The organism is Flectobacillus roseus (genome assembly GCF_030056595.1).
Taxonomy (GTDB): Bacteria; Bacteroidota; Bacteroidia; order Cytophagales; family Spirosomataceae; genus Flectobacillus; species Flectobacillus roseus.
In genome coordinates, this window is sequence record NZ_JASHIF010000002.1 from 176,851 (window position 1) to 192,330 (window position 15,480).

A 15,480-nucleotide genomic window follows, 5' to 3' on the forward strand; every position below is an offset into this window, starting at 1 on the left:
TTCTGCTATAGGTTTATACATTGTAAATGTCAATTAGGGCTATTGATGGCTCTATTACTGCCGAACATGGTGTTGGTTTAGAGAAAAAGATGTGGTTACATTTAAGTCGAAGTCAAGAAGAAATAACATTGATGAAAACCTTGAAAGCTGCTCTAGACCCCAAAGGAATATTGAATAGAGGAAAAATATTTGAATAATGGAAATAATTGATTTGAGCCAAGAAATATTCGATGGGATGTCGGTTTTTCATAGCTTACCAGCCGTAAAAATGGAAATTCATGCTACCCATGAGCAGTGGGATGGATTGGTTGATGCTGAAACTCAAACTCCTAGTGTTTACAAATTAGCTATGAGTGAGCACACAGGTACACATGTCGATGCACTTAATCACATGGGTAGAGAATTTGCAGGACAGTCGATAGACACTATGCCTTTATCTATGTTTTACACTGAAGGTATTTGCTTGGATTTGAGTCACAAAGGGCTGCAAGAATTCATTACTTCAGAAGATTTACAAAAAGCTTGCGAAAAAGCTAGCCTTGATATCAAAAAAGGAGATACTGTATTGCTGTACACCAATCATTTTAGAGAACATTTTGCTACAGAAAATTGGAACAAAGGACCGGGATTGACTGCGGAGGCAACACAATGGTTAGGGGAGAAGCAAATATCTGCCTTTGGCGTAGAAACTCTTTCACCGGGGATACCCAAAATAAGCAATAAAGAGGTACATTATATCTGTGGAAAAATGGGCTTTACGCATTATGAAAATATGGTGAATCTTTATCAACTAATCGGACGTGGACGCTTTAGATTCATTGCTTTGCCATTTAAAATCAGAGGAGGAACGGGGTCGCCTGTACGAGCGGTGGCAGTGTTTGAGTAATTTAATTAAAAAGATGTCACCGAAATTACTACTACAGTTATTTCGGCGACATCAATGTAGATCGTTTTACTCAATTTTAAATCTTGTGCTTGGTTTAGTGCTTTCTGTGATAGTGGCTATCACTCTTCCAGATTTTGTAACAATTGATGCACCAACTTTCACATAAATACCCTCAATCATTTTGTTTCCAATTCGTTTCAGCGTATTGCTCATACCATTGACCGTGTAGTACACATCTTCACCTGTTAAATTTTGTAATTCAACTTTGAAAGTTTTATCGCTCGAGCTACTACTTTTCGACGAGCTTGAACTACTATTTCTCGAACCATTAAAAAGCGATGCATTAGCCTCATCAATAGCTTTGTAGGCCTCTTTTTGACCGTCAATTTTTAAATCATCTCTTTGTTGATAAGCCTTTTGGTGGGTAATTAGCATATCATAAAGTTGTTCGTCGGTTAAAGAAAGAGCCTTTGATTCTTTATTTTTTGCATAAAGAACCATAACTGGATCCATTTTTTCACTTTTTACATCACTTGCATCACGACCACATTTGGGAATGTAGTAAAGTCCACTGCCTGGCGTTATTAAAATCAAACCGGGTTCGATTAATACCAAATGCAGATTGGAAGCATCTTTCAAGGTTTCTTTTGATTCCTTTACATACTCTCCGTCTTTGACCACTTTCTGTTTTGCATAAAAACCATAAAATGCTGAATTGCCAATGGTAGCGTCAAATCGTGGCTGTTTGATAGCCGAACTAATTTTAAGTACAAGGTCTGCAGGAAAATCATTGCGACCAATAATCAAAGAAGGTACATTTTCTTCGATACCATAACTTGGCGTTAGTTTTACTTTTACAGCATTTGCCTCCTTCTCAAAACTCACTAAAAACTTTCCAATGGCTTTGTCTGGTTTTCCTTCTTCTTTGCCACACACAAATAGCTCACGCGTGTAGTAAATACCAGCAAGTCCGTAAGGATCTTTGGTAATACCTTTTGCCTCAAGGACATTTTTAGAGGCATCTTCCTTTTGTTTTTCATAGAGTGCTTTGCTAGGCTTGGCACCAGTACCACTTCCTCCTGCTACGGATTCAGCTTTTTCCTTAAGTTTTTGTAAAAAACCTTGGGCATTGATCTGACTGCTTGAAAGTCCTATAGTAATGCCTAGGCAGAAAAGAGAGACAAATGGTTTTTTCATAGCGGATTGTTTGAATTATTGTTTTTGTTCCGCTAAACTATGGCAAATAAATCTTTGAGGTTATCCAAATTGTATGTAGGTAGATTTAGAGAAAATGTAAGGAGTGTTTGATTTTACCAAAATGATTTTGATCAAATAAAAAACTCTCATCAAAAGTCGTTTGTGACTATCAGATGAGAGTTTGTAATATCAAATAATTTGTCAATGATTAATCTTCTGCCAGTACCTTGTTGAGCGCATAAGCTTGTAGACCCAACACTTTGGCAGATTCGCCGAGCTCAGATATGACAATACTCAAATTTTCTTTGTAATCAGCCAAACAGTATTTGTAAATCGCTTGTTCGATTGGATTACTGATAAATTTGCCAGCTTTGGCTAAAGCACCATTGATAATAATGCTTTTGGGATTGAGCAAGTGTACTGCAATAGCCAGACCTTTTCCCATTTCTTTGCCAATATCATGGAGTAAGTCAATCGCAAGCCCATCACCACGATTGGCAACTTCAATTACCATTTCGATATCGATTTGGTCAATATTTTTATTCGCTAATTGCGAAACACGTCCTTCTTTCAATAATTCCTTGATACGTTTGATAAGGTATGACGCCTTTGTAACGGTATCTAAGCAACCTACTTTGCCGCAATGACAAAGCTCTCCGTCTGGTCGCACCTGAATATGCCCTAATTCACCAGCAAAGCCAGATTCTCCTTGTAGAACCTGTCCATTGACAAGCACCCCAAAACCTACACCACCCCAGTCCATATTTACAGTAATGGCATGTTGCATGTCTTTAGCGAGTCCAAAATGGTGTTCGCCCAAGGTAATAGCTTGTGTATCGTTGATGATAAATACTGGTAAATGCAGCGCACTTTTCATGAGATAGACTAAACTTCCTCCATCAGCTACTACATGTGGGTACGTGTAGTTGAGGCCTGTACGAGGGTTAATCAAGCCCGGCATAGACACACTGATACCCACAAAATGTTCAACTCTGTAGGCAGAAATGGCTAGAAATTTCTCAACGGCTCTAATTAATTGGTCAGCGATAGGACTATCGCCATCAATGCAAACAGGAATGTCATCGCTGTACATTACCTTGTTTTGAAGATTAAGTATATAAGCTTTCGATTGATAGGTGTTAATATCCAGTGCTAAAACAAAACGTTCGTAGGGGTTTAGGCTATACAGAGTAGGTTTACGTCCTAGTTGAACCTCTGCAATACCAACTTCAATTACCCACTTTTCATTGATAAGCTCTTCGACCAATGCTGTGACAGAAGGAACACTGGTGTGTAGCTGTTTGGTCAACTGGGCAATGGTAAAATTACCACCATTATAAAGGTGTTGTAAAAGTTTCTTTTTTAGTTTGTTTTTCTTTAAATCAACAATTGACTCTCTCTCGACGATTTCGCTATCCGGAGCAGATTTGTACAAATCAGACATATATTCAGGGATAAGAATTCAAGTATGTGGTTATGAGTAGACTGACTATTACTCGACCAACATAGACTTCGTTAAACAGTTCTAAAAGGTTTACATTTTTTATAAATAGTTTGATAGGCTTTCTGATCAGTGGAGCTTAGTATATAAGTTAATCAAGATATAGTATCTGGGAAGACACTTGAAAAATTACCTACCGTGCTGTTATTCAAAAATGAGTAAAGTCAATCCTGAATAAATATTACTAAATGAGCTGATATTTTCTACTGGTTCAGTCTACAATACCACAAAAAAAAGAAAAATTAATATTTTCAGCAACAAGTATATGATTTAATCTCAAAAAAACTTGTGGGGTCTGTCGGCTTTTGTAGAAAATACTTACTATATTAATATATTTTAAAAAAAATGTTAAGTACTTTTACTCGAATTATATAGGGTTTTGTTTTAATATTTTAAAATTATATGTAATATTACAATAAAATTTGCAAATTATATTTTGTTTTCGTTATTTTTAATTCATGAATATTTTGAATGTGAATTGAGTACGTAAAATTCCTCTTTGGTATACAAACGTTTTTTTTTGTACTAATTATTAAAATAATTTACTAATATCGCATACTTATTGAGATATTAAATGAAATACCTGTATTATTTTGAGTTTAAGTAAATTTGATTCAGCATTTTTTTAATAATTATATAATCCCAATTTTCCACGTTATACTATTCTTAACCATCCATGAAAAAAGCATTATTTGCCACCAATCCCCCTTAGGGAAAAGTATCCCTTATTATCATTCACATTAACATCCAATTCAATTTTTTCACTGAAACAGTTCATAAAAATGAAAGCATGCAAAAGTAAATTTACTCTCTTATTTACTGCATTACTGTTCCTTTCTTGGCAAACTATCTTTGCTCAAGGCCCAATAAAAGGTAAAGTAACTGATAGTAACAATACACCTTTAGCAGGGGTTAATATTCTGATTAAAGGTACTTCAAAAGGTACAGTATCTGATGCAGTTGGTAGTTATTCTATTAACGTACCTAAAGGCGGTGTATTGATTTTTAGATCATTAGGTTTTGCTACACAGGAGGTAGCTGTAGGTGACCGTGCAGTAGTAGATGTAACATTAGAGGCTACAGTTGAAAACCTACAAGAAGTGGTTGTAACGGCCTTAGGTGTTCAAAAAGACAAAAAAGCGCTAGGTTATGCGGTTACAGAGTTGAAGGGCGGAGAGTTTACTCAGGCTCGCGAACTTAACTTAGGTAATGCTCTTTCTGGTAAAATCGCTGGGGTGAACGCTACAAGTACCGCAACGGGTCCTGGTGGTTCTAGCCGTGTAATTATCCGTGGTAATGGTTCGTTGGGTGGTAATAACCAACCATTGTATGTTATCAACGGTGTTCCGATGGATAATACTAACGTTAACTCGGCAGGTATGTGGGGTGGTTTCGATACAGGGGATGGTTTGAACTCTATCAACCCTGATGATATCGAGTCTGTAACAGTTTTGAAAGGTGGTGCTTCTGCTGCACTTTATGGTTTCCGTGCAGGTAGTGGTGTAATTTTGATTACAACAAAAAGTGGTAAAGGACAAAAAGGTTTAGGTGTTGATTTTAACTCGACATTTACAGCAGAAACTCCATTGAAACTTTCTGACTATCAGTATTTGTATGGTTCAGGTACTAGAGGTGCTAAGCCTACGACTAAAGACGAGGCAATTGCGGCTGGTAGACTTTCTTGGGGTGCTAAATTAGACGGTTCTTCAGTAATTCAACCAGATGGTGTATCTCGCGCTTATGTTGCTCAAAAAGATAATATTAAGAATTTCTACAACGTAGGTAGTACTTTCTCTAATACATTAGCGATTTCGGGTGGTAACCAAGATTTGAACTTCCGTTTTTCAATGTCTAATGCTGACTCGAAAAGTGTTGTTCCTAACTCAACGTTTAGCCGTAAGTCATTCAACTTGGCTACAAATGGTACACTTGCGAAAAAATTAACTTTCCAAAGTGTTGTTCAGTATAACGTAGAAAATGGTGAAAACCGTTCTTTCTTGTCTGATACTCCTAAAAACCCTAACGTTGCAGCTCAGTTGTTGGCTACAAGTATTGACATTCGTACTTTGGCTCCAGGTGTAGATAGCCGTGGTTATGAATCTCTTTGGAATGATAACGTTTATGCTCAAAACCCGTATTTTGCTACTAACTACGTAAAGAATACAGATGATCGTAACCGTTTCATGGGATCATTCAACTTACGTTATAATTTGACTGATAACTTGTATGCAAAAGCTCGTTTGGGTACTGACTACAACCAATTGAAATTCTGGCAAATTGAACCAACAGGTATTGCTTATAGCACACGTGGTAGCTTAAGTCAAAGTGAGCGTAAAATCACTGAAACTAACGCTGAGTTGATCATCGGATATACAAAAGAAATTGGTGATTATTCTGTAAATGCATTTGTTGGTGGTAACCAAATGTCTAAAGTAAACGAAGGAACAGGTATTAGCGGTAGCCAATTTAACGTTCCATTCAACTATTTCCCAAGTAACTTGATTTCAAGTAACTGGAACTATGACTATTCTAAAATTGCTGTAAACTCAGTTTATGGTTCGGCTGACTTATCGTACAAAAATTTGTTGTTCTTAACATTAACAGGTCGTCAAGACTGGTTCTCTACTTTGAACCCTGCTAACAACAGCATTTTCTATCCAGCGGTAAGTACTGGTTTTGTATTCTCAGATGCCTTGGCTTCTCGTCCAAATTGGTTGACTTATGGTAAAGTACGTGCTTCTTACGCTACTGTAGGTGGTGGTTACCCTGGTGCTTATGCCTTGAACCTACCATACACATTGCAGTCAAACCCATACATGGGATATCCATTGATGAATATTGGTACAAGTACAATTCCTAACTCTCAATTGAAGCCTAACACTACAACTACAACTGAATTAGGTTTTGACTTAAAAACTCTTGATAATCGTTTAGGTTTAGATTTGACATTGTACAATCGTGTAACTGAAAACGATGCTGTTAGAGCTTCTGTTTCATCTGCAAGTGGTTATTCGGATGTATTATTGAACGTAGGTCGCGTAGAAAACAAAGGTATTGAGGTTTTATTGACAGGAACTCCTGTTAAAACGTCTAACTTGAAATGGGATGTTAGTTACAACTTTGCATACAATGACAACAAGGTTATTAAAATTGCAGATGGTTTGACTACACTTTCAATGGATGAGTCAAGAACTCGTAATGCGTATATCTATCACTTCGAAGGACAAGCATTTGGTATGATTGCAGGTTACCGTGCTAAGAAAGACGCAAATGGTAACACCGTGTACAACAAAGACACAGGCCTACCAGTACAAGGTGAATTTACTTCATTAGGTAGAGGTGTTCCTCCAGTAACAATGGGTATTACAAACACATTTAGCTACAAAAATTTCAATTTCAGTTTCTTGATTGATGCTAAATTCGGAGCTTCTTTATACTCAGCTACAAACGCGTTTGCTACTCGTTACGGTTTGACTCAACGTACTGTTGCTAACAACGTTCGTGAAACAGGTGTTACAGTAACAGGTGTTGACCAAAACGGTGCTCCATTTACTAAGACTATCTCTGCACAAGACTACTTCACTGGTATTTCAACTACGATTACTGATGAGTTTGTGTACAATGCCAACTTTGCTAAGTTGAGACAATTGACATTTGGTTATAATGTTCCAAAATCATTCTTGGCTAAGACTCCAATCCAATCATTATCAATCAACTTTGTTGCTCGTAACTTGTTGATGATTTTCAACAATGTTCCTAACATTGACCCTGAATCAACTTACAACAACGGTAATGCTCAAGGTTTGGAAATGTTTGGTGTACCAACTACTCGTAGTTTTGGTTTGAACTTGTCAGCTAAATTCTAGTCTTTTTACTAAAATCTTTTGAAAATAATGATCAGATATATCAAACAAAAAAGAGGATTAATGCTAACAGGAATGCTCACTGCAGCGACAATGTTAGCTACATCATGTGATAAGGGTTTTGAAGATATGAACAAAAACCCAAATGCTCTTACTGACCCTGTTTTAGAAAACCTTTTTACATATAACCTTGTAAAAACTGCTGGTACAGGATATGAAAACCACCGTGCTAACTTGATTTATTGTGGCGCAATGGTTCAGCATTTTGCTTCATTAAATACTTATTGGTCAGGAGATAAATACCTCTCAAACGTGGAGTATTACAGTGCTTACTTTGATACAGGTTACCAAAACCAAGTAAAGGAAATTGAGCAAATTATTTCGTTGACGAAAGACAATACAGCATTGTCAAACAAATACAATGTAGCTCGTATCTGGCGTGCTTATATCTATAGCCGCATGACTGACCTTTATGGTGATATTCCATACTCGGAGGCAGGAAAAGGTTATTTGTCGAACTTGTATGCTCCTAAATATGACAAACAAGCAGATATTTATGCTGACTTGTTGAAAGAGTTAGAGCAAGCTGGTGGTGCTTTAGATGCAACAAAAGCTACTTATGGAACTGCTGATGCTGTTTATGGTGGAGATGTTGCAAAATGGAAACGTTTTGCAAACTCATTGATGTTGCGTTTAGGTATGCGTTTAACTAAAGTGGATGCTAACTCAGCTCAAACTTGGGTGAAGAAGGCAATCGCTGGTGGTGTAATGCAAAGCAACGATGATATTGCAAAAATCAATCACCAAGATACTAATGATAACAACCGTAACTTGGATGGCAATACGTTGAAAACTCAAGAGTATGACGCTGCGAACTTGAAAGGTAAAGCAAACAGTAAATTGAGTAAAACATTTGTTGATTTCTTGAAAAACAACAATGACCCTCGTTTACCATATTTTGCTACTTTATGGCAAGGAAACGCTGATGCTACTCAATTAGCAACAGCTTCTGCTCCAGCAGTACAAAAAGGTCTACCAAATGGTTATGATAATACAACCATCAAAAACCTTATCACAACTTGGAACGACAATTCATTGGCTGAATATTCAGAGGCTAACTTGAACTATGTAGCTAGCAATGCCGCTCCAACAATATTCCAAACTTATGCTGAAGTGGAATTATTGTTAGCTGAAGCTGCTCTTCGTGGTTGGGGTGATGGTCAAGCTGCTGCCCATTACAACAAAGGTGTAACTGCTGCTATGAAAATGTTTAGCTTGTACGGAGCAACTATCTCTGATGCTGCGATCACAGCTTATTTGACTGCTCGCCCTTACAACGCTACAACAACAAATACTCAGATGGAACAGATTCATACTCAGTATTGGGCAGTTAACTTCCTAAACTCTTATGAGGCGTATGCTAACTGGAGACGTACTGGATACCCTGTGTTGACTCCAACAAACTACCCTGGTAACGAAACAGGTGGTGTTATTCCACGTCGTTTGAAATACCCTCAGTCAGAGTCATCTAAAAATGCTGCTAACTACAATGCAGCAGTGGCTCAACAAGGTGCTGATTTATTTACTACTCGTATGTGGTGGGATAAACAATAATCTATTACCCAAACAGGCACATATTTTCTGTGCCTGTTTTCTTTTAACTTATAGTTTAAAGAATAGTAATAACGTGTAAAATACTTTTAGTGTACAGCTTAGTTTTTCTTGAAATTATATTCAAAATGCCTCCCTCAAAGAGGCATTTTGAATAATTTGAGGTTTTGATTAATTTACCTCTTTAACTAATTGCGGACATCAACGCTCAATTCTTTTGCCTCATGAGACTCCTGCTAGCATTTTGTGTATCGTTTCTTTTCTTCCCAACAATTGGTCAATTTAGATTACTTTCGCCAACTGAAACGGGAATCTCTTTTAAAAATCAACTTACTGAAAATGAAAAGCATAATGTTTTGGCTTATGAATATTTTTATAATGGAGGAGGAGTAGCGGCAGGTGATTTTAATAATGATGGACTAATAGATTTGTATTTTACTGGTAATATGGTTTCTGATCGTATTTATCAGAATATGGGTAAAATGAAATTTAAAGACCAGACTGCTAGTGCTGGTATTAGTAAAGGAAATGGTTGGAAAACAGGAGTAACCTTAGTGGACATTAATCAAGATGGTTGGTTAGATATTTATGTTTGTTATTCGGGAGATGGTGATGAAGCTTCAAGAAAAAATAGACTATATATAAATCAAAAGAACTTTCAATTTGTAGAAAAAGCCTCGCAGTTTGGTCTAGACCTACCAACAAACTCAACTCAAGCTTCATTTTTTGATTACGATAAAGATGGCGACCTCGACTGTTTTTTACTCAACCATAGCATTAAAGATTATAAACGCTTTGATGCCTCGGTTCTAAAAAGTCAGCGAGACCCTCAAGCAGGTGATAGGCTCTTGCGTAATGATCATGGAAAGTTTATTGATGTGAGCGAACAGGCGCATATCAAAGGAAATCCCCTTGGGTTTGGATTGGGTATTGCCATTGCTGATATTAATCAAGATGGCTGGCCTGATATCTATGTGTCAAATGATTATATTGAACAGGATTATCTCTATATCAATCAAAAAGATGGCACTTTTTCGGATCAATTGGAGACTTCTGTTGGGCATTTAAGTCAGTTTTCAATGGGAAATGAGGTGGTGGATATCAACAATGATGGTTTGCCAGATATTTTGACCTTAGACATGTTACCAGAGGACAATCGTCGCCAAAAACTACTTTATGGCCCCGAAAACTATGAGAATTATAAATCTATGGTTCGTAATGGGTTTTATCATCAAATTATGCGCAACATGTTGCAGTTAAATAATGGTGATGGGACATTTAGTGAAATAGGACAGTTGGCTGGAGTATCTAATACAGATTGGAGCTGGGCACCGCTTGTGGCAGATTTTAACAATGATGGGCAAAAAGATATATATATTACAAATGGCTATTTGAGAGATTACACCAACATGGACTTTATGAAGTTTTATGCTGATAAAGAGCTAAAAGCAGCTCAAGGGAGTCCTACTGCCCTAATGGATATTATCAAAGAAATGCCTTCTACACTTACTAAAAACTATTTCTTCTTGAATAAGGGTAATCTCCAATTTGAAGATAAAACTACTGCATGGGCTTGCGATCAACTTCGCCTTTCCAATGGGGCTATATATGTCGATTTGGACAATGATGGCGATCTAGAAATAGTCACAAATAATGTTAACCTTGAGGCCAGTATTTACCTGAATGAACAAACTCAAGGAAACTATATTGCCTTTGACATAGATGGGTTATTAGATGCCAAAACTTATGGAACCAAAGTTTTGGTGTATCAAAGTGGACAAAAGCAATTAAGAGAGCATTTCCCAACAAGAGGCTTTCAATCTTGTATGATGATTCCACTACATTTTGGGCTAGGGAAAACCAAGGTAGATAGCGTACAAATAATTTTTCCTAACAATAAGAAGCAAACACTTCTAAATCCTTCAATAAACCAAGTTCATAAAGTTAAAGTTCAAGAACCTTTTGGCCAATGGGCTGTAAATCTCCAAGCTCCATATTTTAAACAAATTGATACTGACACCTTACCTTACGGCAATGTAGAGGATGATTATAACGACTTCAAGCGCCAATTGCTTTTACCAAATATGTTATCATACATTGGTCCTAAGACTGCACATGGCGATGTAAATGGAGATGGGTTAGTAGACATATATGTCGGTGGCTCGAAGGGACAATCAGGTGCTATTTTACTTCAAAAACCCAATGGTTCGTGGATAGGAACCGAACAAGCTAGTATCGATAGTGATATCATGTGCACCGATACAGATGCTACTTTTTTTGATGCAGACAAAGATGGCGATTTGGATTTGTATGTCGTAAGTGGAGGATACTCCTACCTTCCAGATGATTTATTGTTACAAGATAGACTTTACCTTAACGATGGCAAAGGCAATTTTAAGAAGGCAGAAGATAATCTGGTGACAGGTGATTTGAATAGTGACTCTTGTGTAATGACCATTGATTTTGATAAGGATGGCGACTTAGACCTAGTGATCGGAGGAAGAATAATTCCTGGGAAGTACCCTTTTTCTCCTGGAAGTCGATTGCTACAAAATGATGGCAAAGGTTTTTTTACAGATGTTACGAAAGATTTAGCACCCGCTCTTGAAACTTTAGGGAGAATAACTGCTGGCAAAAACATTGATATTGATGGTGATGGGTGGGAGGACTTAGTTTTAGTGGGAGAATGGCAGCCTATCCTTTGGATTAAAAATACAAATGGTAAATTTTTGTCTTCTGAATTATTGCTATCAAATTACCCTAGCATTGGCTGGTGGTCATCTTTAGAATCTGCCGATTTGGATAACGATGGTGATTTGGACTTGGTGGTTGGAAATTATGGTAAAAACAATCAATTGAAGCCTAGTTTACAGACGCCTGTGTCCCTAACATACGCGGATTTTGACCAAAATGAGGCTATCGATCCATTTGTGAATTACTATGTGCAAGGGAAAACTTACCCATTGGTAAGCCGTGATGAAGCTTTAAATCAAGTATTTTCATTAAGAAAAAAGTTTCCTAATTATACTAGTTACGCTGATGCAAGTATGGAGCAACTTTTTACCCCAGAACAGTTATCCAAAGCCAGTAAGTTAGAAGCAAATCAGTTTGAGTCGATTGTATTGCTCAACCAAGGAAAAGGAATATTCAACCCCATCCCTCTTCCAGTGGAAGCGCAAATGTCACCAGTATATGCCATTAGTTTATTAGATGTTAATTTAGATGGTTTTAAGGATCTAGTTTTAGCTGGAAATCTCTTTCATTCTAGAATCAAAATAGGCAGAATGGATGCTAACTATGGTCAGTTATTTTTGAACAAAGGAAATGGTACATTTAACTATATACCTCAAAATCAATCTGGTTTCCAAGTAAAAGGTGAGGTAAGAGATATGGTAATTATCCCTCAAACAAAAGGTAGCCAAATACATTTTTTTAGAAATAATGACAGTGTAAAAAGCTATCGTTTGAATAGCAAAAAATAGAACTCAAACATCTCCACTTTCACATACTCGTGTAAGGATGATTGTAAATACTTTCCATTATGAATATTTCTCGCATTTTTCCATTTTTTGTGATGGCACTCTTGGCTTTACAATCTATAGCGCAACCAAAGCCTAAAGCCAATTCAACGTTATCAACCACTGACTATGTTAAATCCCTAAAGAAAATAACTGATGTCATGGTCGAGGATGTTACGGGACCCTGTGCCGCAGCCAGATACTATGCGTACACTACTTTGGCAGCGTGGCAGGTAAATGCGTTATGTGAACACAATACCTCAGCCAATCAAGTTCTCTCTCAATTGAGACAGTATCCTCAGCTTGGAGATTTGAAGATAGGAGAATCTGTTGTAGCAGATTTTGCATCAATATATACTTTATTAAGAATGGGGGAAGAGCTATTGCCCTCTGGATATTTGTTGGAGAAACCTAAGCTAGAGTTAATTCAAAAGGCTCAGCTTCAATTGACTCCAAAAGCGTTTGCTGAATCAAAAATATTGGCTGATAGCGTAGTAAAAAGATTTGTGAAATATGCTTTAAAAGATGGTTACGTAAAAACGAGTGGTTATTTAAGATATACACCAATCAATAAACCTGGATACTGGCAACCGACCCCACCAGCATATACAGAAGCGTATGAGCCTCATTGGCGAACTCTTCGCCCTTTTGTACTCGATAGTGCTGCTCAATTTAAACCCAATCCTCCTGTAGTTTACAGTGCAGACCCAAAGAGTGAGTTTTATGCTCTTACCAAAGAAGTATACGAGGCATCTCGAAACCTGACAAAAGACCAATTACATATTGCAAACTTCTGGGATTGTAATCCTTTTTTCCTAAACCAAAAAGGACATATCAGTTTTGGGACAAAGAAGATTTCTCCTGGGGGGCATTGGATGGGAATTACTGGTATCGCATGTACTCAAAAGAAATTAGACCTAAATAAAACGATTCGTACCCATGCACTTGTAGCCATGACGATGGCGGACGCTTTTATTTCTTGTTGGGATGAGAAATATCGAAGTAACCGAATAAGACCTGAAACGGTAATCAACCAGTGGATAGATCCAGCATGGAGAGCTGTCCTACAAACTCCTCCTTTTCCAGAATATACGAGTGGGCATAGCGTTGTATCTGCTTCTGTAGCAACAGTTTTAACTGCGCTAGTAGGTGATAATTTTGCCTATACAGATGTGGTAGAAGTAGAGTTTGGAGTTCCTGCTCGAGAATTCAAATCTTTTAAACATGCTGCCCAAGAAGCAGCCATCTCTAGACTCTATGGGGGAATCCATTTTCGAGATTCAATTGAAGATGGTGGTAAACAAGGAGAAAATATAGGTGAGTATATTTTGAAGAAATTAGCATTAAAGTAATAGGATCAATTTTTTGGTGCCATCACCCATTTTCAAATTTAATAGCTAGAGCTTAATGAAAGGCATTCTGGCATATCAAAACACCCAATGAAAAAATCATTAATATTGGCTGGATTAGCAGCAAGTGTACTAAGTTTTGGTACATCCGCCCAACAACACTCAGAACAAGACCATAGCAAGTATGTGTGGCCGAAGGACGAGTTGGTAAAAAAGAAATTAGACAACTGGCAAGACATCAAATTTGGTTTGTTGATGCACTGGGGTACCTACAGCGAATGGGGTATCGTTGAGTCTTGGTCATTATGTCCTGAAGACGAGGGTTGGTGCGAGCGTAGAGGTGCGTCTTCTGCGAATTATTTTGAGTACAAAAAAGCTTATGAAAACCTTCAAACTACTTTTAACCCCGTAAAATTTGCTCCTGAAAAGTGGGCTGATGCTGCTCAAAAGGCTGGGATGAAGTATGTAGTTTTTACTACAAAGCACCATGATGGTTTTTGTATGTTTGATTCAAAATATACCAACTACAAAGTTACAGACGCAAAAACGCCTTTCTCTAGCAATCCACGTAGCAATATTGCCAAGGAGGTTTTTGACGCATTCCGTAAAAAGGACTTTATGGTTGGGGCTTATTTCTCGAAGCCTGACTGGAATACGCCTTCATACTGGTGGTCATATTTTCCACCAAAAGACCGCAACGTCAACTATGACCCTAAAAAATATCCTCAAAAATGGCAGGAGTTTAAAGACTTTACCTACAACCAAATTGAGGAGTTGATGACCCAATATGGTAAAATGGATATTCTTTGGTTAGATGGTGGTTGGGTACGCCCGTTCTCAACTATCGACCCAAATATCAGCTGGCAAAAAACGATTCCTTATGACCAAGATATTGACATGGCAAAAATTGCTGCTATGGGTCGTAAGAATCAACCAGGTCTTTTGGTAGTGGATCGTACTGTAACAGGAGAATTTGAAAACTATGTAACACCAGAGCAGTCTATTCCTGACCATTACATGCCGATTCCTTGGGAAACTTGTACTACTATGGGAACCAGCTGGTCGTATGTACCTAATGACAAGTACAAATCGCTTCGTGAAATCATTCACATGTTGGTCGACATCGTGGCTAAAAATGGTAACTTATTGTTGAACGTAGCCCCAGGACCAGACGGTGAATGGCACAACGAAGCCTACCAACGTATGGAAGAAATGGGTAAATGGGTATCTGTAAACGGAGAATCTATTTACGGTACCAAACCTGTGGCGCCATACCGTGAAGGACAATGGGCATTTACTGGAAAAGAAAAATCGACGTATTTGACTTACTTGGCCAAAGAAGGAGAAACTGTTCCAGCAACGGTGGTCTTACCTTGGAAAAAGGCTGAAAAGTCTACAATTGTAACATTGATTGGAGAAATCAAACCTTTAAAATACAAAATTACTCCTAACGGAATTGAAGTAACTATTCCTGAAAAAGTTCGTGCAGCCTTTGCTTCGCAACCAGCTTGGGTATTTAAAGTTTTGAATTAATAATAATAGTGCTATTCAGACT

General features: G+C 37.6%; 9 protein-coding genes. 7 read left to right on the plus strand and 2 right to left on the minus strand.

Annotated features, from left to right (window positions below; translation table 11 throughout):
• The first annotated feature begins 26 nt into the window (after positions 1-26).
• Entirely contained in the window at positions 27-197 is a 171-nt protein-coding gene (locus QM524_RS00895; RefSeq protein WP_283343065.1) for an FAD-linked oxidase C-terminal domain-containing protein, read from the plus strand.
• Entirely contained in the window at positions 197-886 is a 690-nt protein-coding gene (locus QM524_RS00900; RefSeq protein WP_283343066.1) for a cyclase family protein, read from the plus strand. Before QM524_RS00895 ends, QM524_RS00900 begins: the two co-directional genes overlap by 1 nt.
• Positions 887-952: 66 nt before the next feature.
• Here the strand turns inward: QM524_RS00900 and QM524_RS00905 are convergent, their stop codons facing one another.
• The gene (locus QM524_RS00905; RefSeq protein WP_283343067.1) at positions 953-2,083 is read right to left on the minus strand and encodes a hypothetical protein; all 1,131 of its coding nucleotides are present in this window, start codon (positions 2,081-2,083) and stop codon (positions 953-955) included.
• Positions 2,084-2,291: 208 nt separating this feature from the next.
• A complete protein-coding gene (locus tag QM524_RS00910; protein WP_283343068.1) occupies positions 2,292-3,527 on the minus strand; it encodes an ROK family protein in 1,236 nt (411 codons plus the stop codon).
• Between the two features lie 839 nt (positions 3,528-4,366).
• Between QM524_RS00910 and QM524_RS00915 the strand changes: the two genes are divergently transcribed.
• The 5 genes from QM524_RS00915 to QM524_RS00935 all read left to right on the plus strand — a co-directional run bounded on the left by QM524_RS00915 (position 4,367) and on the right by QM524_RS00935 (position 15,458).
• On the plus strand, positions 4,367-7,450 hold the full coding sequence (locus QM524_RS00915) for a SusC/RagA family TonB-linked outer membrane protein (RefSeq protein ID WP_283343069.1): 3,084 nt from the start codon (positions 4,367-4,369) through the stop codon (positions 7,448-7,450).
• Between the two features lie 27 nt (positions 7,451-7,477).
• Positions 7,478-9,061: a SusD/RagB family nutrient-binding outer membrane lipoprotein gene (locus QM524_RS00920; RefSeq protein WP_283343070.1), complete on the plus strand. Its 1,584-nt coding sequence runs from the start codon at positions 7,478-7,480 to the stop codon at positions 9,059-9,061.
• 221 nt (positions 9,062-9,282) lie between these two features.
• On the plus strand, positions 9,283-12,540 hold the full coding sequence (locus QM524_RS00925; RefSeq protein WP_283343071.1) for a VCBS repeat-containing protein: 3,258 nt from the start codon (positions 9,283-9,285) through the stop codon (positions 12,538-12,540).
• A 59-nt stretch (positions 12,541-12,599) separates the two neighbouring features.
• Positions 12,600-13,928 (plus strand): vanadium-dependent haloperoxidase, encoded by a 1,329-nt coding sequence (locus QM524_RS00930; protein WP_283343072.1) that lies wholly within the window; start codon positions 12,600-12,602, stop codon positions 13,926-13,928.
• Positions 13,929-14,015: 87 nt separating this feature from the next.
• Positions 14,016-15,458, plus strand: a complete 1,443-nt coding sequence (locus tag QM524_RS00935) for an alpha-L-fucosidase (RefSeq protein WP_283343073.1) — start codon at positions 14,016-14,018, stop codon at positions 15,456-15,458.
• Positions 15,459-15,480: the final 22 nt, after the last annotated feature.

What these genes read in the sequence shown, in the direction of transcription:
- QM524_RS00895 (WP_283343065.1), top strand. Translation starts at nt 27, where the DNA reads ATGTCAATTAGGGCTATTGATGGCTCTATTACTGCCGAACATGGTGTT.
- QM524_RS00900 (WP_283343066.1), top strand. Translation starts at nt 197, where the DNA reads ATGGAAATAATTGATTTGAGCCAAGAAATATTCGATGGGATGTCGGTT.
- QM524_RS00905 (WP_283343067.1), bottom strand. Translation starts at nt 2,083, where the DNA reads ATGAAAAAACCATTTGTCTCTCTTTTCTGCCTAGGCATTACTATAGGA.
- QM524_RS00910 (WP_283343068.1), bottom strand. Translation starts at nt 3,527, where the DNA reads ATGTCTGATTTGTACAAATCTGCTCCGGATAGCGAAATCGTCGAGAGA.
- QM524_RS00915 (WP_283343069.1), top strand. Translation starts at nt 4,367, where the DNA reads ATGAAAGCATGCAAAAGTAAATTTACTCTCTTATTTACTGCATTACTG.
- QM524_RS00920 (WP_283343070.1), top strand. Translation starts at nt 7,478, where the DNA reads ATGATCAGATATATCAAACAAAAAAGAGGATTAATGCTAACAGGAATG.
- QM524_RS00925 (WP_283343071.1), top strand. Translation starts at nt 9,283, where the DNA reads ATGAGACTCCTGCTAGCATTTTGTGTATCGTTTCTTTTCTTCCCAACA.
- QM524_RS00930 (WP_283343072.1), top strand. Translation starts at nt 12,600, where the DNA reads ATGAATATTTCTCGCATTTTTCCATTTTTTGTGATGGCACTCTTGGCT.
- QM524_RS00935 (WP_283343073.1), top strand. Translation starts at nt 14,016, where the DNA reads ATGAAAAAATCATTAATATTGGCTGGATTAGCAGCAAGTGTACTAAGT.